We start from the raw sequence: 22,390 nt of genomic DNA on the forward strand, positions 1-22,390 counted from the left end.
GGGCACCCGCCCCGGTCAGTCCCTGATCCGGGGCCGAGCCGTCGCTGCATCGGTAACGATCGAGGCCAGTTGCTGGTCGACGGGTCGCTCCGTATCACGGGAATACCCTGCACCTACCTACAACTTGGACCCAACATGACCATTCCACCGTTCGACCCGCGCACGCTTCTCGCGGAAAGCCGACTCGGCGTCCTTGCGACGATCAAGTCGGACGGCCGCCCCCAGCTCTCCCCCGTCACGCCCTTCTACGACCGGGAGGCCGACGTCCTCTACGTCTCGATGACCGAGGGACGGGCCAAGACGGCGAACCTGCGCCGGGACCCGCGCTCCACGCTCGAGGTCACCGCCCCCGACGGCCGGTCCTGGGCTACTGCCGACGGCACTGCCCTGCTCACCGGACCTGGGACCGACCCCCGAGGCCCCGAGGTCGAGGCCCTGGTGCGCTACTACCGCGCCGCCGCCGGTGAGCACCCGGACTGGGACGAGTACCGGTCCGTGATGGTGTCCGACCGCAGGGTGCTCATGACGATGACGGTGCACCACGTGTACGGCGCCAGGATCGGCTGACCCGCGAGCGGACCCCGCGGAAGTTCCCCGCGCGGGACACCAAGGCCTGACGACCGTCGACCGGCATCATCTGACGGAACTGCCCAGATCCGCCAGGACGCTCGGCCGACGACCATCACCCTGTGAAATCAATTCGGCTGCCGGAGTCCAGAGTTGACGTGGCCTCCCGAAGCAAGGTGGTGACCGCGGCCACCAGGTTGTCGGCGGTCTTTCCTCGGGGGTAGCTGCGGAGCACGACCCGACGGGTGCCGAGTCCGGGCACGTCGATGACATCGACGCCCTCGAGCAGCATCCCCTGCAACGCGAGTGCCGGCAGCACGGTCATCCCCTCCCCCGCGGCAACCAGCGCCAGTGCGGTCTGGCTTCCGAAGTAGCGGTGCACGATGTACTTGGTGCCGCCCGCTACATGCCGCAGTCTTCGCGCGGGGAAGGCGGTCGCAGCCTTGGGCTCACCCAGCCACGGCAGGGGTGTGCGTTCGAGGTCGGTGATGTCGGTGATCAGCGTTCCAGCCGGAACCACCAATTTCCAGGGCTCGTCGAATAGAGGAACCTCGGCGACGCCGGCGGGCGGAGCGGTCGCGGACGCTTCTGCATCGAGTTCGACTATGGCGGCGTCGAATTCGCCGTCCTTGAGAGACCGCAGATGAGGTTCCAGTTCGGTCTCGACGAGGTCGAACGCGACCCCCGGCAGTTTGCTGCGCCACTGCGGTAGGGCGGGGGCGATCACGACCGACAAGAAGCTCTGGAAGCACGCGATGCGCATCCGGCCGTGGAGCTCCGCGTCGCCCCGCTGCAGCCGTGACCGCACCCCGGCCAGTGTTCGCTCGATATCTTGGGCCGCCTCCGCGAGCAGCGTCCCCTCCTCCGTCAGCACCGAGCCCTGCGGGGTTCGCGTCATCAGCACCTGACCGGTCTCACGTTCGAGCCGCGCTATCTGCTGCGACACCGCCGAAGGGGTCATGTGCAGCTCGTCGGCGGCCGCCAGAATCCCACCTGCCCGCGCCACCGCCAGCAGGTAACGCAACCGTCGCGGATCGATCTCCATTCACAAATCCTAAACCCTGGATACAGAGAATTTCACTTGTACTGAATACCCGGCTCCCCACATACTTCCGGTGACATCGTGAGAGAACGTGAGAGGAGGAGGCCGTGATCGCGGCGGTGCTCGGGTGGGTGGGAACGATCGGCACAATGATGGCGTACCTGTTGGCGAATCGCGGCCGGTTGTCGATCAACTCTCGCCGCTATGCCATGGCCAATGCCGTCGGTGGCGTGCTCAGCGGCACGGCCTCGGTCCTGTACGGCGCATGGCCTAGCGCTGCAGCGAGTTTCGTATGGGCGCTCGTCGGCGCACACGCGCTGCTGATCGGCGTCGCGCGCGGGCCCTCCCCCTTCACAGCGGCCCGTTCCCTCGCACGGTCGCGTGGATCCCGGCGGGTGGGAACGAGCAGCCCCTCTCGGCAGCCCCGCCATGCCGGCATCGTCACGAATCACGCATCGGCGATGCCTTCAGCACCACGGTGCACGAGTGGCGTCCGATCGTCGGACTCCCCCGAGTCCTGTGATTCGTCCCACGCGAGCCGGCACTCGAACTCGCACATACCTGCACCGAGCCCCGGACTGCCTGCGGCGTACGGCGTCGACCGTGGCCGGGGTGGACAGGGTGACCCGTTCATCGAGACGAAGGACGCCGCGAGCGCGCACTCGGTCGGACCGCTCGAGGAGACGGCACCACCGACGCCGCCGGAGAAGTTCGCCCTCACGTGTGTCATGAGCACGACCGCCGACAATGAAGCGGTACGGGTGGTCAGCGCCTGATATCGGGTTGTGCTGCGAACCAGTAGGTCTCAGGACCGGCTCGGCGTCGCACCGACTTGCGATGCACTCCACTCCATCACTGAGGAAACCTGTGCTCCGAGAGAAGCGACGACCGTCGAGAGCGGCGGTCCATCCCCCCGCCCACGGCCGCAGCGGCTTCACCCTCGTCCTCATCGGGGCCATGCTGTGGGGGAGCAACGGTGTCACCGGCGCCCTGACCGCGTCCCACAGCGAGATGTCCTGGGCTGCAATCGTGGCCCTGCGGATGGCGGTGGGCGGGCTGGCGATGCTCGCCCTCGCTGGCGTCACCGGTGAGCTCCGCCGTTTGCACCACAACTGGCGGACCTGGCGCACCATCCTGCTCACCGCTGGGTGCTCGGTCGTGTTCGCCGGCGGAGGGGCGCGACTTCGTTATCGGAATCACCTTGTCGACGCTGTCGGGCCTCGCTTTCGGAGCCCAGACTCTGGTCCACAGCCGACCGGTCCCGGGCCTGAGGTCACAGGTCCTCGTCGGGGTGTCATTCACCATCGCCGGCATCCTCTGCATGCCGTGGGCAGCCGCCAGCGGCGTCGCCTTCGACACAATGACGCCGACGGCCTGGACGGCACTGGCGTTGCTGACGTTCGTGTCGACCCTTCTCGGGTTTATCGCCTACTACACCGGACTGCACCGGGGTGTCCACCCCACCACAGCAGGGGTATCGACGGCCGTCGAACCCGTGGTCGCCGGCGTACTGGCAGTACTCGTCCTCGGCGAGCACCTGACCGTCCTCACGGCAGCCGGCATGGCGCTGATCCTGGCCGGCGTCCTGCTTGTCCGGCCCCGCACCGATTCCGCCGAAGCTCCAACTCCCCCCGGACCGTGATAACCGAACGGCCAGAGCGCACGGCGAGTCGGTTCACGAAAGATGACCGGACTACACATCGGCGAACAACGACCTCAACATGTTTCCATTGCTGGTTCGCCGCACCCGGCGCTGTCGAGGATGGTGAAGATGCCGGCAAGGAGCACCACGAGCCCGATCCCGACTACAGGATGATGTTCACTCGTCGCCGGTGACCATGGGCGGAGGGTTGTTGCCGTCCTCCGGGAACATCATCGCCACGCGGGACAATGTGCCGCCGTCGGTGGTCGGCAGGGTCACACCCGAGATGTAGGCCGACTCGTCGGAGACCAGGAACAGCGCGGCCCGCGCGTTGTCCGCCAACGACGGCGGGCGGTTGAGCTTCAGCGGAATCGGCGACACCTCGGGATTCCAGGGTCCCGCTACCTGCTCATAGGACCGACCGACCACCGGCGCGCCTGCCGGAGCCAGGAAGTTCGGGGACATACCGTGCGTCGGCGCGATGGCGTTGACTCGGATTCCGTACTTTCCCAGATCCAGACTCAAACCCCGAACCATCCCGTTCACACCGGCTTTCGTCGCCGAGTACGCAGCGATGCTGTGGTAGGCCACGAACGACGCCGCCGACGACGTCGCCAGGATGACACCCCCGCCGTTGGCCCGCAGGGCAGGCACCGCAGCCTTCGCGGTGTAGAACACACCCGACAGGTTGACACCGATCACGTCCTGCCAGTCCGCGTCGGTCAGATCCTGGAACTCGACCTGCTCGCCTCCGGCGACCGACGGAACTCCACCACGTGAGATGATTCCCGCGTTGGCCCAGGCGATGTCGAGCTTGCCGAACGCCGCCAGCGTCGCCGCGACGGCGTCGATCACCTGCTGCTCGATCCGGACGTCGGCGGTAATCGCGACAGCTGTGCCGCCGTGCTTTTCCACCAGCGCGACCGTGCCCTTCGCCCGCTCGGGATCGATATCGACCACCGCGACCTTCGCGCCCTCCGATGCGAACAACTGCGACGCCTCACGGCCCAGACCGGATCCGGCACCGGTGATCAGCGCGACTTTACCTTCGAGCTTCATGAATACTCCTCTGTTCGACCATGTGTCAGATCTAGTACGCGATGAAGAGGATCTCGTCTCGCGAGTACTCCATTCCCGGATGCGACTCGGTCAGGTGCGCCTGCGTCCGCGCAACCAGGTCGTCTTCGTCCGTGCCGGTGATCGCCACTCCACACGGGCACGTCAATCTTGTCTTCATCTTCATTTCGGACGACCTTTCTGTGTCACCACGTACCTCGGTTCGAGTCGAGGATTTCTGCGGGAGGTATGAGTCGGACTCATGCGAGTTCCGCAGCCTTCTCGACGGTGGCGGGCGCTGTGACCGCGGCTCGAGTGGATCGGGGAACCAGCGACACCAGCACTGCGGCAGCCACTCCGGCGAATGCGAACGCGTAGTAGGCCCAGTTCGCTCCCAGGGCCGAACTCATGATCAGGCCGGTGAGGATGGGGCCGCACACGCCACCCAGCCGTCCGAGGCCGACCGCCAACCCGAGCGCCGTGCCACGCGCGGCAGCCGGGTAGTAGACCCCGACGAATCCGTAGACACCCGTCGTGGACGAAGCACAGAAACCGATCAGTAGAACCAGCGCGAACACGAGCGCCTGTGCCGGCTGCAGGGTCAGCGCGGAGACTGCGAGCGCACCACCGATGAAGCTCACCGAGATCACCGGGCGCGATCCCAGCCGATCCGCCAGACCCGTGATGACCACCATGCCGAACCCGCTGCCGAGGTTGAATGCGAGCAGGAAGGTCAGAGCGGACCCGAGGTCGTAGCCGGACGCTCGCAGCATCTGCGGAATCCACGTATTCATGCCGTAGGAGACGAGGAGTCCGAAGAAGGTGATGAGTGGGAACATGATCGTCGCGATCCGGTAGCCCGGCGCGAAGAGAAGCTTCAGTCCCGACTTCCGCTCGGTATCAGCGCCTCCCGACTGTTCGAGAGCCATTCCCGACTCGGCGTCCGCATCGGCCGAGTAGCGCTGCGCCAGCGTACGGGCCTCGTCGTGCCGACCCTTGCTCGTCAGGAAGGCGATCGATTCCGGCAAATACCGGAATGCAATGACGAACAGGACGACGCCGAGGATCCCACCCGCCGCGAACATCGATTTCCATCCGAAGGCGGGGATCATGAAGATGGCAGCAATGGAGACGAGGACACCTCCGATGGGGAAGCCGGTCTGGATGACGCCGTTGTAGAACTGCCGTCGATCGATCTTGACGTATTCCTGTGTGAGCGCGATCAGGGTGGGGAGTGCACCGCCGAAGCCCAGGCCGGCTATCAGCCGGAACAGTCCGAATGCCTCCAGATTCGGGGCCAGGGCGCACAGCCCGGTGAACACGCTGAAGCTCACGATGCAGGCGAGTACGACGGGTCGCCGGCCGATGAGATCGGTGATGTAGCCGGCCAGCATGGCGCCGGCCATCATACCGAACAGCGACAGGCTGCCGATCAATCCCGCTGTTGCGGTGGTGATTCCCCACTGATCGGTCTCCAGCAACGTCGGCAGGACGGCTCCGAACATGATGAGGTCGACACCGTCGAGGATCGTGATGGCCAGGCAGGTCAGGACCACGGATCGGGCACCCGAGGCGGTACTGTCTTTCACCGGACCGGAGTTGTGCGACATGCGATTCCTTCGGGTTGGGTATGTGGGGACTCGATGGGGCGCGCGGGAGCTCAGCCCCACCTGCGCGGATCTTCGAACGCGCGCGCCATCCATTCGTGAAAGTGCTGGTTGGCAATCTCGTTGCGTCCGAAATAGAGCGGTCCGATGTCGGTATTCGCGACGGCCCTCTGCAGGCCTTCGTTGACGACGAGGTCCTCGTCGCGAAGCACGGCCAGGAGAATGCTCCAGTTCTTGTCCCACCGCGCCTTCTGCTCGTCCGTCACCGCGGGTTCCCGCGTGAGGAGCCGCATCTGCATCCGGGTTCCGACGGCCGCACCCGGCGCGGGGACGAAGTTGAGAACCTCCAGGTGATCCGGTTGGCGCAGGACGGTCATGTTCGGCATCAGGAAGTGCGCAACGGTGATGTGCCGATCGATCGACGCGGCGTCGGGCGCCTCACCTCGAACCGTGTCGATGCTCTTGCGCGCTGTCACCATCCGCCCGTGCCTGCCCATCGGCTCCCAGAACTGCGCGTTGTTGTAGAAGTAGGGGGCGACAGTTCCGGCGTGGGTCGAGGTGATGTGGTAGCCGTCGAGGAAGGCGTCCATCAGGACCTTCCAGTTGATGTCCACATCGAAGTTCTGGGCTACGTAACAGGTGTACTTGTCCATCTCCATGGCGGCGAGGGACTCGTCGAACTCCAGGCCGAGCCACTCCGCGACGTCGATCTTGCGATCACCCGCCGCGGAGTCGACGGCCCAGATGAACCCGTGCCGCTCCTCGACCGGAATCTCCAACAGACTCATGCAGCTGCGATCGACCGATCCGAATGTCGATTCGTCCGCGATCGAGCGCAGGCTGCCGTCGCTCCCGTACGCCCACCCGTGATAGCGGCACGAGAATATCCGCCTCGTGCCCGCGTCGTCGGGGACGAGCCGGGCGCCACGGTGGCGGCAGGTGTTCACGAAACCGCGAACGCCGCCGTCGGCCTGCCGAACCAGGACAACTTCATTGTTGGGCAGCTGGACGGTCAGGAAGTCGTTCTTGCCGGGAAGTTCGGTACTGTGCGCGGCGATGATCGGAACGTATCCGAACAGTTCGGCGCGCTCCCGCGCCGCGAGTTCCGGATCGGTGTAGACGCGAGGATCGACCTCGAGGATCTCCGGCGCCATGTCGGTGGTGCCGCCATCGAGGTGATCGAACATGGCTCGGGCGAACCCGGTCTTCGTCGCCTCGTCGTACGGCAGATCGGTATAAACCATCGTGCTACTCCTTCGCGGACCCGTCAGAGCCCGCACGTCCGTCGCTACAGCTGGAGACTCTTGATTTCGGTGAATTCCTCGAGGCCGAACGATCCGCCCTCGCGACCGTGGCCGGACTGCTTGAACCCGCCGAACGGCGCTGCACCGTTGAACTTTCCGCCGTTGACTTCGATCTGCGTTGCACGCAGCTTCCGCGCGACCGACTTCGCACGCTCCGGGTCGGAAGACCACACAGCACCGGCGATGCCGAAGATCCTGCCGTTCGCGATCTCGACCGCGTGTCCTGGTGTGTCGTACGGGATGATCGACAGCACCGGACCGAAGATCTCCTCCTGCGCGATGGTGGCATCCGGGTCCACCTCGGAGAACACGGTCGGCTCCACGAAATAGCCGGTGCCGGTGGGCGCGTCGACGGAGCCGGCGACGAGTTTCGCGCCCTCCTTGACTCCGGTGCGGATATAGCCGAGAACCCGCTCGCGCTGAGCCGCCGTGACCATGGGGCCGAGCTTCGTGTCGCCGTCGGTCGGGTCGCCCGGAATATAGGCGGCGACCGCCTCTGCGGCGAGTTCCTCGGACTCGGCGAGGCGAGAGCGCGGTACGACCATCCGAGTCTGTGCATTGCAGGACTGTCCGCCGTTCATGAAGCAGGCACGTACGGTGTGCTGCACCGCCTTCGCGAAGTCGTCGGCATCGAGGTCGTCGAGCAGCACCGCCGCGCTCTTGCCGCCCAGTTCGACCGACACTCGCTTCACGGTTCCCGCGGCCAGTTCGAGGACTCGTTTTCCGACCGAATTCGATCCGGTGAAGCTGACCATGTCGATGTCCGGGTGCACGGCGATCGCCTCGCCGACGATCGGTCCGTATCCGTGGACGAGGTTGAACACGCCGGCGGGGATGCCTACCGCGTCGACCGCTTCGGCGAGGGCCCGGGCGGTGAACGGCGCGACCTCACTGGCCTTGACGACCACCGTGCACCCGGTCACGAGCGCCGCGCCGAGCTTGGCGGTGATCTGGTGCAACGGGTAGTTCCAGGGCGTGATGCACCCGATCACACCGACCGGCTCCCGCACGATCAGAGAATTGCGGAGCGCTTCTTCGAACGGGAAGTTTTCGGCAGCGGTCACGGCCTCACGCAGGTCGACGATGCCCAGTCCGACCTGCGCCCAGCGGGCAACCCTGCGCGGGGTGCCGACCTCGGCGACGACGATGTCCGTGATCTGGTCCTGCCGTCGTTCCAGTTCGTCGGCCAGCCGCGAGACGAACTCGGCCCGAACGTTCGGCTCGGTCTGCGACCACGACGGCAACGCCCGTCGCGCGGCGGCCACCGCGAGATCGACATCCTCCGACGATCCGGCGGGCACGTCCCCGATCCGCTCCTCGGTGGTCGGATCGACCACGTCGATACGCTCGGCACTCGCGGAGGCAGTCCATGTGCCGTCCACGTACAGATCACATTTCACGATGGCTCACTCCGCATCATCGGGTAGATCGAAATCGATCGGGCAGCTCGCAGAGGATGCCCCGGCAGTTACGCTCCCGGCATCATCAGTAAGTACTTTTACCTTATGATTATAGATAACGAACTGTCAAGAACGTTTGCGATTCTTGCATTTCAAACCATCTCGTCTGCAACGCTTTTCGGTGTCGATACTCAGGACCCGACGACATTCCGTCCGCTCACGTCACTCACGCTCGCCGGCTCCCTACTCACCACACCGGCAAGGAAGCTGCGGATCGTGACGACGAAGAGCTCACGGGACGACCACCGGTTCGTCGCCAGCGCGCGGGTGAGCGTGGGATGCCTGCGCGCATCGACGTTCGGGAAGATCTCCCTGTTCTCGAACGGGTGGCGCATCAGGTCGGTGAGGGTGGTCGCGAGCGAAAGTTTCTCCAGCCCATCCAAGATCACCACGTGCAGAGACGCCGGTACACCCGAGTCATCGAGAATTCGAGCGCACTTCTCATATGTGCTCGTGAGAATGTCCCGGGGAAGGAACTGCACCAGCACGAGCGCGGCGTTGGGATGGCGGAGAATCGCGTCGCGGTAATTGAGGCTGAGGTCGACGAACCACTCCACCCAGTCCTTGCCTGGTACATGGTCGGGGACGACCGCTTCCAGCATGATCTCCTTCGCCACCTCGGTCATGAGTTCACGACGATCGGCGAAATGGTGATACAGCGACGACGTACTCACGTTCAGATGCTTGGCGACGCGCGGCAGACTGAACGCATCCATTCCTTCGGTGTCGATGATCTCGATGCTGGCCGCGATCGTCGAACCCCGACTGATCAGCGGCCTTGCCGGTCGTGCCATCATTCCCACTTTCGATCGAAAACCCCGTCGATACGCCCGTTCGTGCGGCTGTGCCCAGATTCGGCACGATCAGCGGCTCGAATCCACGATCCCCCTGTATCGGCTCCGATGGAAGAGCAGAGGTTCGGTAGCCGGGTCGGCCCCGAAGTCGAGCATCGCGGCGACGGCAATCAGGTGATCGCCGCCGTCGTGCTCCACATCGAGTGCCACCTCGAACCAGGCCGCCGCACCCTCCAGGATCGGCGCTCCGCGCTCGGCCGGGTGCCACGGCACTCCGTCGAACTTCGGCCCTCCCGATACCGCGAAGCGGTCGCTGAGGCCCTGTTGCCCCGCGGCGAGCACGTTGATGCAGAACGTCGCGGCGGTGCGGATCGTGGGCCAGCTCGTCGAGCGTTTGCTCGGGCACAGCAATACCCGGGGCGGATCCAGCGACAGCGCCGAGAACGACTGACAGGTGAACCCCGCCGGTTCGTCCCCGTCCATTGCCGTCACCACCGTCACGCCGGAACAGAAATGCCCCAGGACGTCACGGAGCGCCCGAGTGTTCACACCGTCCAATTGCGTCGACACGTCTCGTCCTCTCATACGGTCGGTGCGATGTGCACCCTGATCTCGCCTGCGGGACTGAGCCATCCGCGGCGGTCGGCGTAGTCGATCATCGCCTCGAATCCCGCGGACCACGACTCGTCGGACGCCCGTTCGCCCGCGAGGGCACGGATCGTGTCCGGATCGACGAACACCTGGTATGCGCCGGACGGTCGGCCGAGAGCTGACAGGTGTTCGGGCGAGACCACGTGCCACGGGTCGGCTGTTTCGATGTGCAGGGAGCCGAACTCGCCGGCGTCCTCGAGCCGGATCTGCGGCTCCCCGGGGACGTTATCGACGACGATGCGCATGGTTCTCCGTTTCTCCGTGGTGGGGGCGGGAGCCGGCCGGCATCGGCGCGGTGCGCCGCCAGACCAGCGCGGGCAGCAGGGTGGTCGTGCGGAACACCAGTGGATCCGACGAGAGGGTCATCCGGTCGCCGTCGAAGCGCACATGACGCTTCTGGTTGTCGCCGATCCAGTTCGGATACAGCGATACCGCCATCTCGTGCCATACGGCGGAGTTCGTCTCGTCGACGTGGTACGGGCCCGAATACGCCAGGTAGCCGCCGGCCGCCTCGCCGCGTTCACTCGTCTCGCCGCGGTGCACATTCGCCGACCGGTACAGGGTCCGGCCGGGGCGCATGATCTGCGCCGACATGAACCCGTCCGCCGAGTAGATGATCAGTCCGCGAGCGTCCGGCCCGAGCGGATGGCCGACGGTGCCCGTGTCGGACGTCGTCGAGTACTCGACGAGTTCCCAGGACCCGACGATTCGGTCCGCGATCGGGATGTCGGACCGGGGGCTCATCGCCGGTTTCTCTCCTGTCACTGCCATGTCCTGCTTCCTTTCAGCTCACAGCACGTCGCGCGTACAGAGAAGGACCGAACTCGAGAGTGCGGCCATCGGCCCGCCGATGAAGAGAGATACCGCCGCGTCGGGAACCTGGTTGGTGGAGGTACCCCGCACCTGGCGAACCGCTTCGACGGCCAGACCCATGCCGTTGACGAAGGAATCCGCCAGGTTTCCACCGCTGGTGTTCACCGGGAGCAACCCGTGCGGCGCGGTCAGGTTGTCAACGGTCATGACCTTGCCGGCTTCGGCACCCCGCGGGCACAGCGAGTGATCGATCAGCGCGGCCACTCCCGAACCGCTGAAGTTCTCGTAGACCTGGACGACATCGACCTGGTCGGGACCGAGGTCGGCGTCCGCCCAGAGAGTCTCCGCGACCCCGGCGGCGCCGGAGAATCCGGCCGAGGTGTAGTCGAGATCGTTCTCGGTGTCGACGGCATAGCCGCCCACCGCGCCCTGACTACCGGCCAGCACGTACGCCGGATTCGGTCCCAGCGTCTCGGCGCGATCCGCGGAGACCAGGATCAAGGCGACCGCGCCGTCGTTCTCCCGTGAGCAGTCGTAGAGCCGGTACGGTTCGACGATCATCCGGGACGCCTCGTAGCCGGCTTCGTCGAGGGGACGGCCGAATGCCGCGGCAGACGGATTTCGCTGGGCATGGAAGTAGTCGGCGAGCACCAGAGACCTCATCGCGGATTCCGGGACACCGTCGTGTTCGAGCATCCGCCGGGTGCGCAGCGCGCAGGCTTGCGCCGGTGACCCGACCCCGTGCGGGAGCATGTGGCCGTCGAAGTGGTGCCTGGCATAACCGAGGCGGCCGGAATCCTGTTGCGCCATTGCGCGATAGACGACGACACAGCGCGCCTGCCCTGCAGCGATGGCGATCGCCGCGTTCGTGATCGCCGCGGCCGCGCCACCGCCGCCGCCTCCCCAGATCATGTTGGACCATCGAATCCGGTGCGACATGAGCGACGCTCCCACGACGGTCCCGTCGTTCTCGCCGCCGCCGTACGACACGAAGCCGTCGATCTCGCGTGGTGGCACGCCGGCGTCGGCTGCCGCCTCGACGATCGCCCGCAGCGTCATCCGGAGTTCGCTGTCGGGCGATTCTCCTCGCTTGTAGTGGAACTCGCTGACGCCCACCACGGCGGCCGCCCCGCGGAGAAATGTATCGGTCATCGGTGTTCGCCCCGCTCGGTCTCGGACGAGGTGCTCGCGCGTTGCCAGCGGAGCAGCGGCCAGGGCGAGTCGGCGGGCTGCTGGATGATCCCCCTGACCGCGTCACCGATGGCGATGTCGGCGGCTCCGTCCTCCGTCAGCAGGCCGAGGACCCGGCGTCCCCCGGCGTGCGGCAATTCGACGAGAACCGTGACGAACGGCAGTTCGCCCGCCAGTTCCGGGACGAAGGAGTGCCAGGTCCGAGACCACGAGAAGACCCGTCCGACCGCTTCCACAGCCACCCAGTCCGGGTCGAACACCTGGCACCGCCCGCACATCCAGCGTGGTCCCCAGATCCACAGCCCACACTCGCCGCACCTCTGCAGGCGAAGCTCACCCGCCCGCAGACCCTCCCAGTAGGGCAGGTCCAGGCCGTCCGCGTACGGACCGACCAGCGCCGTCGCCGGGAACTCGCGGGCCAGCTCCGCACTCGGAGTCATCACATCTCCACTCTCGTGAGTTGGCATCAGTGTTTGGTGAGGTAACCCGCGTCGATCGGCACATCGATCCCGGTCACATACTTCGCAGCGTCGGACACGAGCCACAACACGGCGTCGGAGATGTCCTGCGGTTCGAGCATCATCACGTCCAGCAGGTTCGTGCGGTCGTTGTCCTTCCACTTCCGCACCACGTGCGGCAGCACCTGCGACAGACCGGCCGCCATGGGCGAATTGACGCCCGTGGGGTTGACGGTGTTGACCCGAATGTTGTGTTGGCCCAGTTCGAATGCGAGCGTGTCCTTCAGTCCCTGAAGTCCGTGCTTCGCCGCTCCGTAGTGCCCCCACGACGGTGCAGCGCGCAGTCCGTCGACGGACGAGGTGATCACGATCGATCCGCCGCGGCCTCCGTCGATCATCACGGGGACAACAGCTTTGCAGGCCTTCCACGCCCCGGTGAGGTTGACGTCGAGCATCGTCTGCCACGCATCGTCCGCGATCTCGATCGTCGACTCGCAATGATCGTGGATACCGGCGTTCGCCAGCAGGATGTCGATCCGTCCGAACTGCGACACCGCCAGGTCCGCGACGGCCTGCATGTCCGCACTGCTCCGGACATCCGCCTGCATGCCGGCGATCTCGCCGCCGGCCTCCTTGACCAGCTGGATCGTCTCCGCGAGATCCTCGGGTGCCGCGAGTGCGTACTGCACCTCCTCGATCGGTGCGGCTATGTCGCACACGACGATCTTGGCGCCGGCAGCGGCCAGGGTGAGCGCGTGCGAACGCCCCTGCCCTCGCGCTCCGCCGGTGATGACTGCTACTTTTCCGTCGAGTGACGTCATCGATACTCCTGATACTCGAAAGGGTTGGAATTACCGTGCGCTTTTCGCGCGTTCGTAGTCCTGGGTCGCCTGACTGATGCCGGTCGCGAAGCGTTCGCTGAAGCCTTCCTTGCGCGCCTGAGTCCAGTGGTAGGAGTTCAGCAGCGGCTCGCAGGTTCCGGTGAAGCGCGGCATGACGTCACGCATGAGAATGCGGTACATGCGCGACGTGGCCTCGGTGTCGGCCCAGTCGTGGGCCGTCGCCAGGAAGGTGCCGAATCCTCCTGTGCGGTCGATGATCTTCTGGATGTAGGCGATGGCGTCGTTCGCGTCGCCGATGCAGCCGTAGCCGGACTCGTTGACCCGCCGGACCAGTTCCTCGTGAGCGATGTCCTCACCGGGTTCGATCATCTTCATCGGGGTGACGACGTGGCGGTAGTCCATGAAGTCGCGCAGCCCGTAACGGGTGTCCTCGACCGCTTGCTCGAAGGTGTCGGCGATGTGGATGTTGCCGACGATGGCCCAGTCGTTGCGATCCACCGTCTGCCCGTAGGAGTTCGCCTCGCGGGTGGTGATGTCCCACGTCTGTGCGAGCAATTCGACCGACTTCGCGCTGGTGCCGCCGATGGACAGCAGACCGAGCCCGTACTTTCCGGCCAGCTTCGGGCCCGACGGCGACATTGCGGCGGCGACCGTGATCGGCACCCCGGGATACGAGTAGGGGCCCAGCTGGACTCGGGCGTCCTCGAGCGAGAACCATTCCGTCTTCCGGTCGACGGGCCCGGGAGTATTGAGCAGTTCGAGGACGGCGTCCAGGGATTCCTCCATCCGCGGCCGCAGCAGGTTGTAGTCCATGCCCATCATCTGCGAGTCGGCGACGAGCGCACCCGGTCCGACACCGATCCGAATGCGTCCACGAGTCATGTGGTCCAAGAATGTGATTCAATCGGCAACCATCAGCGGATGATGGTAAGGAAGGGAGATGACGCCGCTGCAGAGTTCGATGCGGGACGTGCGCTGCGCCGCCGCCGCGATCATCAGTTCCGGTGACGGCCCTACCTCGTATCCACCGCTGTGATGTTCCCCGAACCACACCTGGTGGAATCCGAGCCGATCGAGATCTTCGACGTGCCGGAGGTCCTGTTCGATCGCCATCGTGGGGTCGCGTCGGGGGTTGTGATACGGCGGTAGGAACACTCCGCACCGGAGCGGTGCAGTCCGCCCGGCCGGCGCATTGTTCACAACTGTAGATTCCATGTCAGATCTCCTGTCGGTTGGTGCGTGATGCGCCGCAGATGGTGACGAGGGCCCGAGCCGTCTGCTCTCCTCGGTTGTGCCATCGATGCCTGGTGCCGTTGACGACCACGGTGTCGCCGGCGCCGAGCCCGATCTCCGTGCCGTCCTCGAGTTCGAGCACGAGCGAGCCCTCGAGAAGCACGTGCACATCCACGGAATCGGTGCGATGGAATCCCGGCATCTCCTCGTCCATGACCACTATTCCGTTGTCGCTGTCGCCGATCCGTCCCGGTTCGAGCACCCAGCCGATCACCCAGACCCCACCCGGACCGGGAAAGCCGACGGTGTCGGAAATACGGCCGGGATTGGGCACCTCGGGGACGGAGTCGGAACGCCAGATGGGGTCGATCCCCTCGGCGTCCAGCCTTGCGACCTTGCTGTCGTCAACGAGCACAGCCGAACCGTTCTGTTCGGCAACAATCACGCGGCGAAAGCTCATGATTGCCCCTTCGGAAGAAGCTACTGGGAGGGAAGAACAAGAGAAACGCGACCGAGGGGCTGTTTCGAATGGTTCAGGCCTGGTGAGATCCTCTGTTCCGCAACGCTTTCGCGCCGCTACTGCCCGGGGTTGCCGCACACGCCCGTGCGCCGCACCACCTGCACATTCACCACTGTGTCGCGGATCACGTGAGTTAATCTAAATGCTATCGGTTAATTGGTCAAGAGGTGGCACGGAACGGCTCCTGAATCCCATGCGTCATACGGGGTTAGAACACATTCACTGTTGACCGCGCCGACGCCGCTGATCTACCTTCGTCGCAAGGCAGTCGCCTTTCTCACCTCAGCCCTCGCCTTGGTTCACGGCAGCGCGAGCTCATCCGACCCTCCGGAAGCGTCACCTCCAGCCCGAGGCGACGTACCGGACTTCTCCCCTCGCGAAGGATCCCCGATGGTCACGACACAGATCGAAATTCCCGGTCACCTGATCACCGACTTCAATGTGTACGACCCGTCCCTGGCATCGCCCACGGATGTGTTCCAGGAGCGTGTCGCCGCACTGCGCGCGCAGGGACCGATCCTCTGGTCGCCGCAGCACGGCGGTCACTGGGTGGTCACGCGGTACAAGGAAGCCCTCCAGGTTCTCCAGGATCCGGAGACGTTCTCGAGCTTCCCCAACAACCTGTTGAATGCGGCCCAGGGTAGGTTCCTCCCGCTCGAACTCGACCCGCCCGAGCACAGCCACTACCGGCGGGCCCTGCAGCCGCTGTTCAGCCCCAAGAGCATGAAGGCCCTCGAGCCGGAGATCCGGGGGATCATCACCGATCTCATCGACGGATTCGCAGCGGCCGGCGAATGCGAGTTCATCTCCGAGTTCGCGCACGAACTGCCCACTCGCATCTTCCTCGCGCTCATGGGATGGCCCCTGAGCGACGCTCCGCAATTCACCGAGTGGACCGACATCACGCTCCAGGGCATCCCCGGGGCGAGCGAGGAGGAGTCCGCGGAGGCCCGCGCGAAGGCCGCCGCCGAGATCTACGAGTACTTCGGCCGGGTCGTGGCGCGGGTGCGATCCGGCGAAGACAGTGCGGAGACTCTCACGGCGCAGATCATCAACACCTCGCTCGACGTCGGAGGAGAGCCCCGACCACTCACCGACGAGGAACTGTGCCGAATGTTCTTCCTGCTCCTGGTGGCGGGACTGCACACCGTCCAGGGTGCTCTCGCCTGGGGACTGATCCACCTGTCGCGCAATCCCGAGCAGCGCGCGGCGATCATCGACGACCCGACGCTGATCCCGTCGGCGGTGGAGGAAATTCTGCGCATCGAGACCGCGACGAGCAGCGGCCGCCGCGCGACCCGGGACGTCGAGATCGGCGATGTCACCATCAGGGCGGGCGACCAGCTGCTGGTGGTGATGACCGCTGCCAACCGCGACGAGGACGAGTTCGACGGTGCCGACGAACTGCAGATCGAACGGCATCCCAACCGCCACATCGGCTTCGGCGCCGGCCCCCACCGCTGCCTCGGCTCCCACCTCGCACGACTCGAGCTGCGGCTGGCGCTGGAGGAAATCCACCGGAGGATTCCCGACTACGCCCTCGTACCGGACAGTCCGGCCGTCTTCCATTCGTCCCAGGTCCGGGGTTGCGAGAAACTACCCATCACGTTCACCCCCTCGACGCGCTGACGCCCTCGGGCTTCGGCCCCAACCGACAGAGTCCCCGGAGGAAACTCCGGGGACTCTCGGGCGTCCCGCAGTTTCGCGGCCTCGTCGCTCTCGTTGCGCCGGATCTGTTCGAGTTCGTCCGGGTGCAGGTGCGCCGAACTTTGCGAGGCATGCCCGCGACGAGTGACTTCGGTTCGGCGACGAAGCCTTCGGAGACCAGGACACCGGCCGCAACGCCCCGATGGTCAGAGCGCCCAGGATCCGCGTGGGGCACGCATCAGTCTTGGATGTTGATGCGTGATCCGATGGTGATGCGGTCGGCGTAGAGGCGCTCGTTCCATGAGTGCTTAGCGCGGCGAACCAACGCTGACACCCGCAGTTGAGGAGAGGAGAATCAAACAGACCAGTCGGACTCTGTTCTCGCGTTGTTGCACTCGGGTGGGAGCCGGGGGGCCGGGTCCGGATTCCGATTCAGGTAGTGCGGCGGTCTCGAGCGGGGTGATCAGTGATGCAGAAGAGGGCGGAACTCACTCGTGCTGCCCTGCTCCAGGCCGCGGCGGTAGTTTTCACCCGGGTCGGCTATGCCCATGCCCGGCTGAACACGATCACCACCGGTGCTCACGTCAGCAAGGGCGCGCTCTACGAGCACTTCAATTCCAAGGAAGCACTCGCGCGCGCGGTCATCGACGCCGGCAGCACCCGGTTCGAGATCGCGTGCAGCCCGTTTCGCACCCGCAGTCCCGCATTCGAAGCGCTGATCGGCATCTCGTGCGCCCTGCTCGATCCTGTGGTCAACGACGCCACCCTCGGGGCCACGTTCCGCCTGATTACCGAAGTTCCCGACCGCCCAGGTGCCGGCACACCGCTGCTCACCACCTGGTTGTCCGACTACCGACAACTCGCCCGCCGCGCCGTCACCGAAGGCGACCTTCACCATGCCGACCCGGACGCGATTGCCCTGCTTCTCGTCGAAACCCTCACCGGGGCGCGTGTGCTGGCCGCGGCCACCGACCGCCTCGGCGATCTGTCCGTCCGGCTGACGACCACCTGGGACCTGCTCCTACCCGGCCTGGTCGCCCCCACGAACATCGACTACTTTCGTGAACTTCTCACACGTGAGATCGCCCGGGTCAGCCACCGCGGCACGACGCCGCCACCGGCGCCCGGCGACCCGCAGCAGTCGGTCAACGGCGAGATCGCCTCCGCTACGCCGCCACGAAGGGGCGCGCGGCGCGGCGCCGGCAACAACTCCTCGCGCAGCCCGCGGTCGACATCCACTTCCCGCGCCGTCACACCGAAACCCGTCGGCACGCACCCAGCTGACCCAGGTCGGTGACATTCCCCTTGCCGGGGCGCTCGACCGGGCACTCGCGCGTCGAAAGCGTGACAAACCCGGCCAGCTGCCAGGACGCGGCACGCACGTCCCTCGAACACCGGTACCGGTCGATATCAAAGCCGATCACTCGGTGTCGATGCGCCCGCTCAGGTGATGGAGCGCGGCGGCGACGGCGTCGGCGCGCGGTCGGCGCCCATCCCGGTCATTGCGGCGTAGGGTTCGAGGTGAGGCGTATGCCGCCTTCGGTGTTTTCTTGTTTCACAGGCCCGCTCGACGAGAGTTGTCGTCGACGCGTTCGAGGGCACCGACACTGCTCTCGACACGGAGGGCCTGCCGCGATGAACGCGTTCGATCATCAGGGCCTGGGGCCCCTGATGGCGGAGCTGGCCCGCTCCTGGACCGCCCCGGCGGACGCGGAGTCGACCCTGCGCGGGGTCACCGACGCCGCCGTGGAGTTGATCTCGGGCGCGGACAGCGCCGACATCCTGACAATCCCCGGCCACGGCCGGTATCACTCGCACGCGTCCACCTCGGCGCTGCCCGCCGAACTCGATGCGCTGCAGGCCCGTTTCGGTGAGGGGCCGTGCGTCTCGGCGGCCGTCGACGGGTTCGTCACCCGCAGCGACGATCTCGCCGCCGAACCGCGGTGGCCGCGTTTCTGACGCGCCGCCGTAAATGCGGGGGTGCACAGCATGGTCTCGTTCCGGCTCTACACCCACTCCGAGGTCGCCGGCGCGTTGAACGTGCTCGGGATCCGGGCACACGCATTCGACGCCGAGTCCGTCACCATCGGCGAGGTGCTGGCCGCGCACGCCGCGATCGCGATCTTCGCCGTCGGCGCAGACCAGGCCTTCGCGATGCTGGTGACGCTGTCGCAGGAGTCGAACACCCCGGTGGCCGTTATCGCCGCGAAAATCATCGAACTGGGACCCGAACCGCGAGAACAACACTCGTGAGAGCACGTACGCGTGGTCACGGTACGTGCCGGACCGACAGGGACCGTCGTTGTTCCCCACCGCCCCCTCGCACAGCTGAGTCCGGACCCCGATGCGCCGCCCACAGCCATCGGTAGCCTCGACCGTCCGCTGCCGTCGGTGTCACCTCACCACTTCTGCAAACCCGGTCAGGACACCGCCCACGGACTCGGACGCGGCTGCCCCGGAAGCCATGATGGTGATCGAGGCGCACCCGGGGCACAGAACGGTCTCGCCGATCTCCCAGCCGTTGAGCCGGGCCACCGAAGCAACCAGGCCCGGTCGGTCGCCCTCCCGGGATCGATAGCCCCGATCGCAGCGGCTACACGCGAAAACGGCCCGCGGTACACGCACGGTTTTCACGCGGCCCTCCGGTTGCCGAAGACTATCTGCTGCCACCAGTTCGCCAGCGGGCTCGGATCCGGCCAGCGCACCGGCTCGCCCACCACGAGCGGATCGTCGGTAGTGGGACCACTGGACTCGTGTTGATGTCGATTGTCGTTGCGCACAGCAATGCACCTCCCTCGACTCCTGCGCTCGTCCCCGACGAGCACCGTCACTGTGCAGTACAAGAAATTAGCACTCGGTCACCGGCAGTGCCAGAGTTTGCCGAGATGTTGCACCATCGCGCCGAAGCTAGCACTCCAAATTGGAGAGTGCTAGAGTTGCCACACCGACGCGTAAGTGACACGAATATTTCTGGCGCAGAGTAGGTTCCCGAACCACCTTCGGGGCTCAATCCCGCATCCGGCCGAGCACATGGTGGCTGAAAAGTAACTCTATTAGCGCCAGGGTGGGTCGACCCCGGGCGTTTTCAGCCGTTTCGTGTCATCGCGGTGTCGGTGCTCCCCCATTCCTTCGGTCCGATCAAGGAGGATCATGACTACCCCCGCCCGCTCGTTTCCCGCCGAACCCGTCCGGACTTCCCCGCCGCCTGCGCGCCCGCGCCCCGCGACGCGCCTGTCCGATGCGGCGATCATGTTCGGGGCGTTATCCATCGCTACTTTCTGGATGTTCGGACTCGGCATCGCCCTCGGCGCGGCCGCCCTCGTCGCCGGGGCACTGGCCCTCCGGCATCCCGACATCGCCGACCACGAGTCGACCTCCCTGGAAGCACTGCTCGGCATGCTCGCCGGGGTGTGCGGCATCGCGGCCGGGCTGATCTTCCTCGTCTCCGCACTGCCCAATCTGTGACCCGGCGGCCCGCTCCGTGCCCAGTCCGTGGACCGAGCCTGCCCGAGGGCGTCGTCCGATCTCAGCCAGCAGAGAGCAACCGGGCCGCGTTCGCACCGAGCGAACACTCCGGCAAACACGCAGGCCAGTGACGTCGGCGCAGACGGGGTTGCAATAGCGAAGCGCGGCGCCCACGACGTCCGACTGGTCCGGGCGGGTGCCCCGCTGCCGGAATGGGCGTATGTTTCTCAGGAGAGGTTGAGATCACAGCCTGGCAGACACTTCGTCCGTCACCGGCTGGCGCAACTCGCTTCGACTCGAGACCACCCAGGGTTGGCTTTCCGGCCGGTCACACCCCGGAGGAACACCATGGCCACCTTTCGCTCCCTCGTCGACTCGCCCAAGCGCGTGCACATATCGCCGTCAGATACCTGGCAGTCACCCCACGCCGCCGCCGAAGTCGAGGGCGGATTTCGCATCGATATCGACGAACCCACCGGCGGTCCGGTGGTGGTCGCCGTGTCCGGCGACCTCGACGCTGTCACCGCCCCGGTGCTCACGGCGTGCCTCGACCAGGCTCTACACACTGGCCACAATGTGGTCATCGACCTGCTGGGTGTCCGGTTCCTCGGCTGCGCCGGCATCGAAGCAGTGCACCACACCGCCCAACGGCGGCGGCTGACAATGGCCGCATCCCCGGAAGTGCACGCCATGCTGGGTCGGATCGGCATCGCGGCGGCGATGCCCTGCTTCGACACCCTCGCCGACGCCTTCCGCGCCGCACGTTCACGGGCTTCCGCGGACGCCTCTCACGCGGATCCGCCGATCCTCGGCCACTCACAACCGCTGAACTGCTCTTTCACGGCCCTCTCCGGCACCGTCCAGTGACGGTTCCGGCGGGCACCTGCTGGCGGTCAGGTGGGTAGCCGGCGGCATGCCCTCGTCCGCACTCGCAGCGGCCGCGAACCTCACACCACCCGGACCCGCAGCACCCGACACAGTAAATGAGCGCACCGATGAGCCCCGTACCGGCCAGTGCCGCAAGCACCACCGCCGCCCGCCGCGCGAATTCGCCCTGGGCCGTCCCAACCGGCGCCCACAACCCCGGAGACTGGCGCATCCGGGCGGCGTGCCGCAATGCCCCAGCGTCGCTCTTCTTCTCCCCAGAGGGCGAACGCGGCCACGACCGGGCCCGCCGCGAGGCCGACGCCAAACGCATCTGCCACGACTGCCCCGTCATCGGTCCATGCCGCGAGTACGCCCTGGATGTCGCCGAACCGTACGGAACGTGGGGCGGACTTGCCGAAAACGACCGCAGACGCCACACCAGAGCCCTACAACACCAGATTCTCCTCCCCTCGCATTCCCGGGCGGCGGACAACGATGAGCACACCAGCGAATCCGCCATCCCCGCCAGTCCGCCGTGTCATGGCAACCCGGCACCACAACGACAACCCCGGGCGGCGGGCACACCGTAACTTCGAGCAACATCGGTCGGCGACAAGGAGCACACGCAGTGGACAAACACCCCACCCCCACCCTGACCGGGCTCGAGCCAGATGGTGCCGCCGATGCCACACCGCCCATCCCGCCTCAGGGGATCGAATCAGGCGCTCCCCCAGCAGTAATACTTGCGGACGACGTCGCCCCGGCCCCACTCCACTGCGTCGAGAGCGCCCCATCCCGCACCGAGGTGCTCGATGCCCTGTTCACCGTCTTCCCCCTGCCGCTGACCGTCCACGACGACCGGCGACGGGTGCTGTTCACCAACCCCACCTACTCCGCACTCCTCGGATACCCCCTCGACGAACTCGCAGGTGAGTGCGACTGGCTGCTGCTGCCCTCCGACACCCCACGGTGGCGCCGATTCGTGCGAGAAACCCTGCACAGCAGAGGCTCTCGGAGCACCTACTTCCGGCTTCGACACCGCGGCGGGGACTGGCTGTGGGTACACGCCCGCGGGTCGGCGTTCACCGCCGGCACCACCGACCTGCTGACGGTGGTGTGGAAGGACTGCAGCAACGAGATCTGCGATGACCCCAGAGCTCTGTCTCCGCAACTGTGAGACCCGATTCCCCTCGTCCGCCCCGGTGAAATCACGTGGGTCCGTCAGGCTGCC

At 66.1% G+C, this 22,390-nt stretch carries 26 protein-coding genes and 1 pseudogene; 11 read left to right on the top strand and 16 right to left on the bottom strand.

Features of this window, described 5'->3' with window-relative positions; all coding sequences use genetic code 11:
- Positions 1-135 precede the first annotated feature (135 nt).
- Positions 136-567, top strand: a complete 432-nt coding sequence (locus ROP_RS15615) for a PPOX class F420-dependent oxidoreductase (protein WP_012690360.1) — start codon at positions 136-138, stop codon at positions 565-567.
- Positions 568-682: 115 nt separating this feature from the next.
- Here the strand turns inward: ROP_RS15615 and ROP_RS15620 are convergent, their stop codons facing one another.
- Positions 683-1,612, bottom strand: a complete 930-nt coding sequence (locus ROP_RS15620; protein WP_012690361.1) for a LysR family transcriptional regulator — start codon at positions 1,610-1,612, stop codon at positions 683-685.
- Between the two features lie 104 nt (positions 1,613-1,716).
- Between ROP_RS15620 and ROP_RS40435 the strand changes: the two genes are divergently transcribed.
- Both ROP_RS40435 and ROP_RS15630 read left to right on the top strand, forming a co-directional pair.
- Positions 1,717-2,385 (top strand): hypothetical protein, encoded by a 669-nt coding sequence (locus ROP_RS40435; protein WP_012690362.1) that lies wholly within the window; start codon positions 1,717-1,719, stop codon positions 2,383-2,385.
- Positions 2,386-2,696: 311 nt separating this feature from the next.
- Positions 2,697-3,251, top strand: a complete 555-nt coding sequence (locus ROP_RS15630) for a DMT family transporter (protein WP_012690363.1) — start codon at positions 2,697-2,699, stop codon at positions 3,249-3,251.
- A 177-nt stretch (positions 3,252-3,428) separates the two neighbouring features.
- Here the strand turns inward: ROP_RS15630 and ROP_RS15635 are convergent, their stop codons facing one another.
- The 14 genes and pseudogenes from ROP_RS15635 to ROP_RS15695 form a co-directional block, all read right to left on the bottom strand.
- Entirely contained in the window at positions 3,429-4,310 is an 882-nt protein-coding gene (locus ROP_RS15635; protein ID WP_012690364.1) for an SDR family NAD(P)-dependent oxidoreductase, read from the bottom strand.
- A 31-nt stretch (positions 4,311-4,341) separates the two neighbouring features.
- Complete coding sequence (locus tag ROP_RS40710; protein ID WP_012690365.1) at positions 4,342-4,494, bottom strand: DUF1059 domain-containing protein; 153 nt, start codon at positions 4,492-4,494, stop codon at positions 4,342-4,344.
- A 73-nt stretch (positions 4,495-4,567) separates the two neighbouring features.
- Positions 4,568-5,917: an MFS transporter gene (locus ROP_RS15640; protein ID WP_012690366.1), complete on the bottom strand. Its 1,350-nt coding sequence runs from the start codon at positions 5,915-5,917 to the stop codon at positions 4,568-4,570.
- Positions 5,918-5,967: 50 nt separating this feature from the next.
- Positions 5,968-7,158 carry an aromatic ring-hydroxylating oxygenase subunit alpha gene (locus ROP_RS15645; protein WP_012690367.1) on the bottom strand — a complete coding sequence of 397 codons (1,191 nt, stop codon included), beginning with the start codon at positions 7,156-7,158 and terminating at the stop codon, positions 5,968-5,970.
- Positions 7,159-7,202: 44 nt separating this feature from the next.
- Positions 7,203-8,618: an aldehyde dehydrogenase family protein gene (locus tag ROP_RS15650; protein ID WP_012690368.1), complete on the bottom strand. Its 1,416-nt coding sequence runs from the start codon at positions 8,616-8,618 to the stop codon at positions 7,203-7,205.
- A 191-nt stretch (positions 8,619-8,809) separates the two neighbouring features.
- Positions 8,810-9,472 carry a TetR/AcrR family transcriptional regulator gene (locus ROP_RS15655; protein ID WP_012690369.1) on the bottom strand — a complete coding sequence of 221 codons (663 nt, stop codon included), beginning with the start codon at positions 9,470-9,472 and terminating at the stop codon, positions 8,810-8,812.
- Between the two features lie 69 nt (positions 9,473-9,541).
- Entirely contained in the window at positions 9,542-10,057 is a 516-nt protein-coding gene (locus ROP_RS15660; RefSeq protein WP_012690370.1) for a flavin reductase family protein, read from the bottom strand.
- Positions 10,054-10,368, bottom strand: coding sequence for a hypothetical protein (locus ROP_RS15665; protein ID WP_012690371.1), 315 nt, complete (start codon positions 10,366-10,368; stop codon positions 10,054-10,056). Before ROP_RS15665 ends, ROP_RS15660 begins: the two co-directional genes overlap by 4 nt.
- Entirely contained in the window at positions 10,349-10,894 is a 546-nt protein-coding gene (locus tag ROP_RS15670; RefSeq protein WP_231868929.1) for a lipocalin-like domain-containing protein, read from the bottom strand. Before ROP_RS15670 ends, ROP_RS15665 begins: the two co-directional genes overlap by 20 nt.
- Positions 10,895-10,912: 18 nt before the next feature.
- Positions 10,913-12,088, bottom strand: coding sequence for a thiolase C-terminal domain-containing protein (locus ROP_RS15675; protein ID WP_012690373.1), 1,176 nt, complete (start codon positions 12,086-12,088; stop codon positions 10,913-10,915).
- Complete coding sequence (locus ROP_RS15680; protein ID WP_012690374.1) at positions 12,085-12,567, bottom strand: Zn-ribbon domain-containing OB-fold protein; 483 nt, start codon at positions 12,565-12,567, stop codon at positions 12,085-12,087. Before ROP_RS15680 ends, ROP_RS15675 begins: the two co-directional genes overlap by 4 nt.
- A gap of 26 nt (positions 12,568-12,593) precedes the next feature.
- Positions 12,594-13,406 carry a mycofactocin-coupled SDR family oxidoreductase gene (locus tag ROP_RS15685; RefSeq protein ID WP_012690375.1) on the bottom strand — a complete coding sequence of 271 codons (813 nt, stop codon included), beginning with the start codon at positions 13,404-13,406 and terminating at the stop codon, positions 12,594-12,596.
- 30 nt (positions 13,407-13,436) lie between these two features.
- Positions 13,437-14,642: pseudogene (locus ROP_RS15690) on the bottom strand (LLM class flavin-dependent oxidoreductase).
- A 1-nt stretch (position 14,643) separates the two neighbouring features.
- Positions 14,644-15,120 (bottom strand): cupin domain-containing protein, encoded by a 477-nt coding sequence (locus ROP_RS15695; RefSeq protein ID WP_012690378.1) that lies wholly within the window; start codon positions 15,118-15,120, stop codon positions 14,644-14,646.
- A 450-nt stretch (positions 15,121-15,570) separates the two neighbouring features.
- On the opposite strand from ROP_RS15695, the gene ROP_RS15700 reads away from it, so the two are divergent.
- From ROP_RS15700 to ROP_RS45085, 4 genes are all read left to right on the top strand, one after another.
- Positions 15,571-16,809: a cytochrome P450 gene (locus ROP_RS15700; protein ID WP_012690379.1), complete on the top strand. Its 1,239-nt coding sequence runs from the start codon at positions 15,571-15,573 to the stop codon at positions 16,807-16,809.
- A 487-nt stretch (positions 16,810-17,296) separates the two neighbouring features.
- Positions 17,297-18,124, top strand: coding sequence for a TetR/AcrR family transcriptional regulator (locus ROP_RS15705; RefSeq protein WP_043824824.1), 828 nt, complete (start codon positions 17,297-17,299; stop codon positions 18,122-18,124).
- Between the two features lie 338 nt (positions 18,125-18,462).
- Positions 18,463-18,786 (top strand): GAF domain-containing protein, encoded by a 324-nt coding sequence (locus ROP_RS45080; protein ID WP_012690381.1) that lies wholly within the window; start codon positions 18,463-18,465, stop codon positions 18,784-18,786.
- 30 nt (positions 18,787-18,816) lie between these two features.
- Positions 18,817-19,080, top strand: a complete 264-nt coding sequence (locus tag ROP_RS45085) for a hypothetical protein (RefSeq protein ID WP_331457977.1) — start codon at positions 18,817-18,819, stop codon at positions 19,078-19,080.
- 377 nt (positions 19,081-19,457) lie between these two features.
- Here the strand turns inward: ROP_RS45085 and ROP_RS43205 are convergent, their stop codons facing one another.
- Complete coding sequence (locus ROP_RS43205; protein WP_158306512.1) at positions 19,458-19,607, bottom strand: hypothetical protein; 150 nt, start codon at positions 19,605-19,607, stop codon at positions 19,458-19,460.
- Positions 19,608-19,977: 370 nt separating this feature from the next.
- Here ROP_RS43205 and ROP_RS40720 point away from each other — a divergent pair, with 370 nt between their 5' ends.
- From ROP_RS40720 to ROP_RS41215, 4 genes are all read left to right on the top strand, one after another.
- Complete coding sequence (locus ROP_RS40720; protein ID WP_043824826.1) at positions 19,978-20,292, top strand: hypothetical protein; 315 nt, start codon at positions 19,978-19,980, stop codon at positions 20,290-20,292.
- A 348-nt stretch (positions 20,293-20,640) separates the two neighbouring features.
- Positions 20,641-21,159 (top strand): STAS domain-containing protein, encoded by a 519-nt coding sequence (locus ROP_RS40455; protein ID WP_012690384.1) that lies wholly within the window; start codon positions 20,641-20,643, stop codon positions 21,157-21,159.
- A gap of 128 nt (positions 21,160-21,287) precedes the next feature.
- Positions 21,288-21,749: a WhiB family transcriptional regulator gene (locus tag ROP_RS41210; protein ID WP_012690385.1), complete on the top strand. Its 462-nt coding sequence runs from the start codon at positions 21,288-21,290 to the stop codon at positions 21,747-21,749.
- A gap of 38 nt (positions 21,750-21,787) precedes the next feature.
- Complete coding sequence (locus ROP_RS41215; protein WP_012690386.1) at positions 21,788-22,336, top strand: PAS domain-containing protein; 549 nt, start codon at positions 21,788-21,790, stop codon at positions 22,334-22,336.
- The last annotated feature ends 54 nt before the right edge of the window (positions 22,337-22,390 follow it).

The organism is Rhodococcus opacus B4 (assembly GCF_000010805.1).
Classification (GTDB): domain Bacteria; phylum Actinomycetota; class Actinomycetes; order Mycobacteriales; family Mycobacteriaceae; genus Rhodococcus_F; species Rhodococcus_F opacus_C.

Excerpts from the sequence above, each read along its gene's own strand:
- ROP_RS15660 (WP_012690370.1), bottom strand. The coding sequence starts at position 10,057 with ATGAGAGGACGAGACGTGTCGACGCAATTGGACGGTGTGAACACTCGG.
- ROP_RS15615 (WP_012690360.1), top strand. The coding sequence starts at position 136 with ATGACCATTCCACCGTTCGACCCGCGCACGCTTCTCGCGGAAAGCCGA.
- ROP_RS15665 (WP_012690371.1), bottom strand. The coding sequence starts at position 10,368 with ATGCGCATCGTCGTCGATAACGTCCCCGGGGAGCCGCAGATCCGGCTC.
- ROP_RS15685 (WP_012690375.1), bottom strand. The coding sequence starts at position 13,406 with ATGACGTCACTCGACGGAAAAGTAGCAGTCATCACCGGCGGAGCGCGA.
- ROP_RS15640 (WP_012690366.1), bottom strand. The coding sequence starts at position 5,917 with ATGTCGCACAACTCCGGTCCGGTGAAAGACAGTACCGCCTCGGGTGCC.
- ROP_RS40710 (WP_012690365.1), bottom strand. The coding sequence starts at position 4,494 with ATGAAGATGAAGACAAGATTGACGTGCCCGTGTGGAGTGGCGATCACC.
- ROP_RS41210 (WP_012690385.1), top strand. The coding sequence starts at position 21,288 with ATGAGCCCCGTACCGGCCAGTGCCGCAAGCACCACCGCCGCCCGCCGC.
- ROP_RS40720 (WP_043824826.1), top strand. The coding sequence starts at position 19,978 with ATGACTACCCCCGCCCGCTCGTTTCCCGCCGAACCCGTCCGGACTTCC.
- ROP_RS45085 (WP_331457977.1), top strand. The coding sequence starts at position 18,817 with ATGGTCTCGTTCCGGCTCTACACCCACTCCGAGGTCGCCGGCGCGTTG.
- ROP_RS15675 (WP_012690373.1), bottom strand. The coding sequence starts at position 12,088 with ATGACCGATACATTTCTCCGCGGGGCGGCCGCCGTGGTGGGCGTCAGC.
- ROP_RS15655 (WP_012690369.1), bottom strand. The coding sequence starts at position 9,472 with ATGGCACGACCGGCAAGGCCGCTGATCAGTCGGGGTTCGACGATCGCG.
- ROP_RS15695 (WP_012690378.1), bottom strand. The coding sequence starts at position 15,120 with ATGAGCTTTCGCCGCGTGATTGTTGCCGAACAGAACGGTTCGGCTGTG.
- ROP_RS15670 (WP_231868929.1), bottom strand. The coding sequence starts at position 10,894 with ATGGCAGTGACAGGAGAGAAACCGGCGATGAGCCCCCGGTCCGACATC.
- ROP_RS15680 (WP_012690374.1), bottom strand. The coding sequence starts at position 12,567 with ATGACTCCGAGTGCGGAGCTGGCCCGCGAGTTCCCGGCGACGGCGCTG.
- ROP_RS15645 (WP_012690367.1), bottom strand. The coding sequence starts at position 7,158 with ATGGTTTATACCGATCTGCCGTACGACGAGGCGACGAAGACCGGGTTC.
- ROP_RS15700 (WP_012690379.1), top strand. The coding sequence starts at position 15,571 with ATGGTCACGACACAGATCGAAATTCCCGGTCACCTGATCACCGACTTC.
- ROP_RS15705 (WP_043824824.1), top strand. The coding sequence starts at position 17,297 with ATGCAGAAGAGGGCGGAACTCACTCGTGCTGCCCTGCTCCAGGCCGCG.
- ROP_RS40455 (WP_012690384.1), top strand. The coding sequence starts at position 20,641 with ATGGCCACCTTTCGCTCCCTCGTCGACTCGCCCAAGCGCGTGCACATA.
- ROP_RS45080 (WP_012690381.1), top strand. The coding sequence starts at position 18,463 with ATGAACGCGTTCGATCATCAGGGCCTGGGGCCCCTGATGGCGGAGCTG.
- ROP_RS15635 (WP_012690364.1), bottom strand. The coding sequence starts at position 4,310 with ATGAAGCTCGAAGGTAAAGTCGCGCTGATCACCGGTGCCGGATCCGGT.
- ROP_RS15620 (WP_012690361.1), bottom strand. The coding sequence starts at position 1,612 with ATGGAGATCGATCCGCGACGGTTGCGTTACCTGCTGGCGGTGGCGCGG.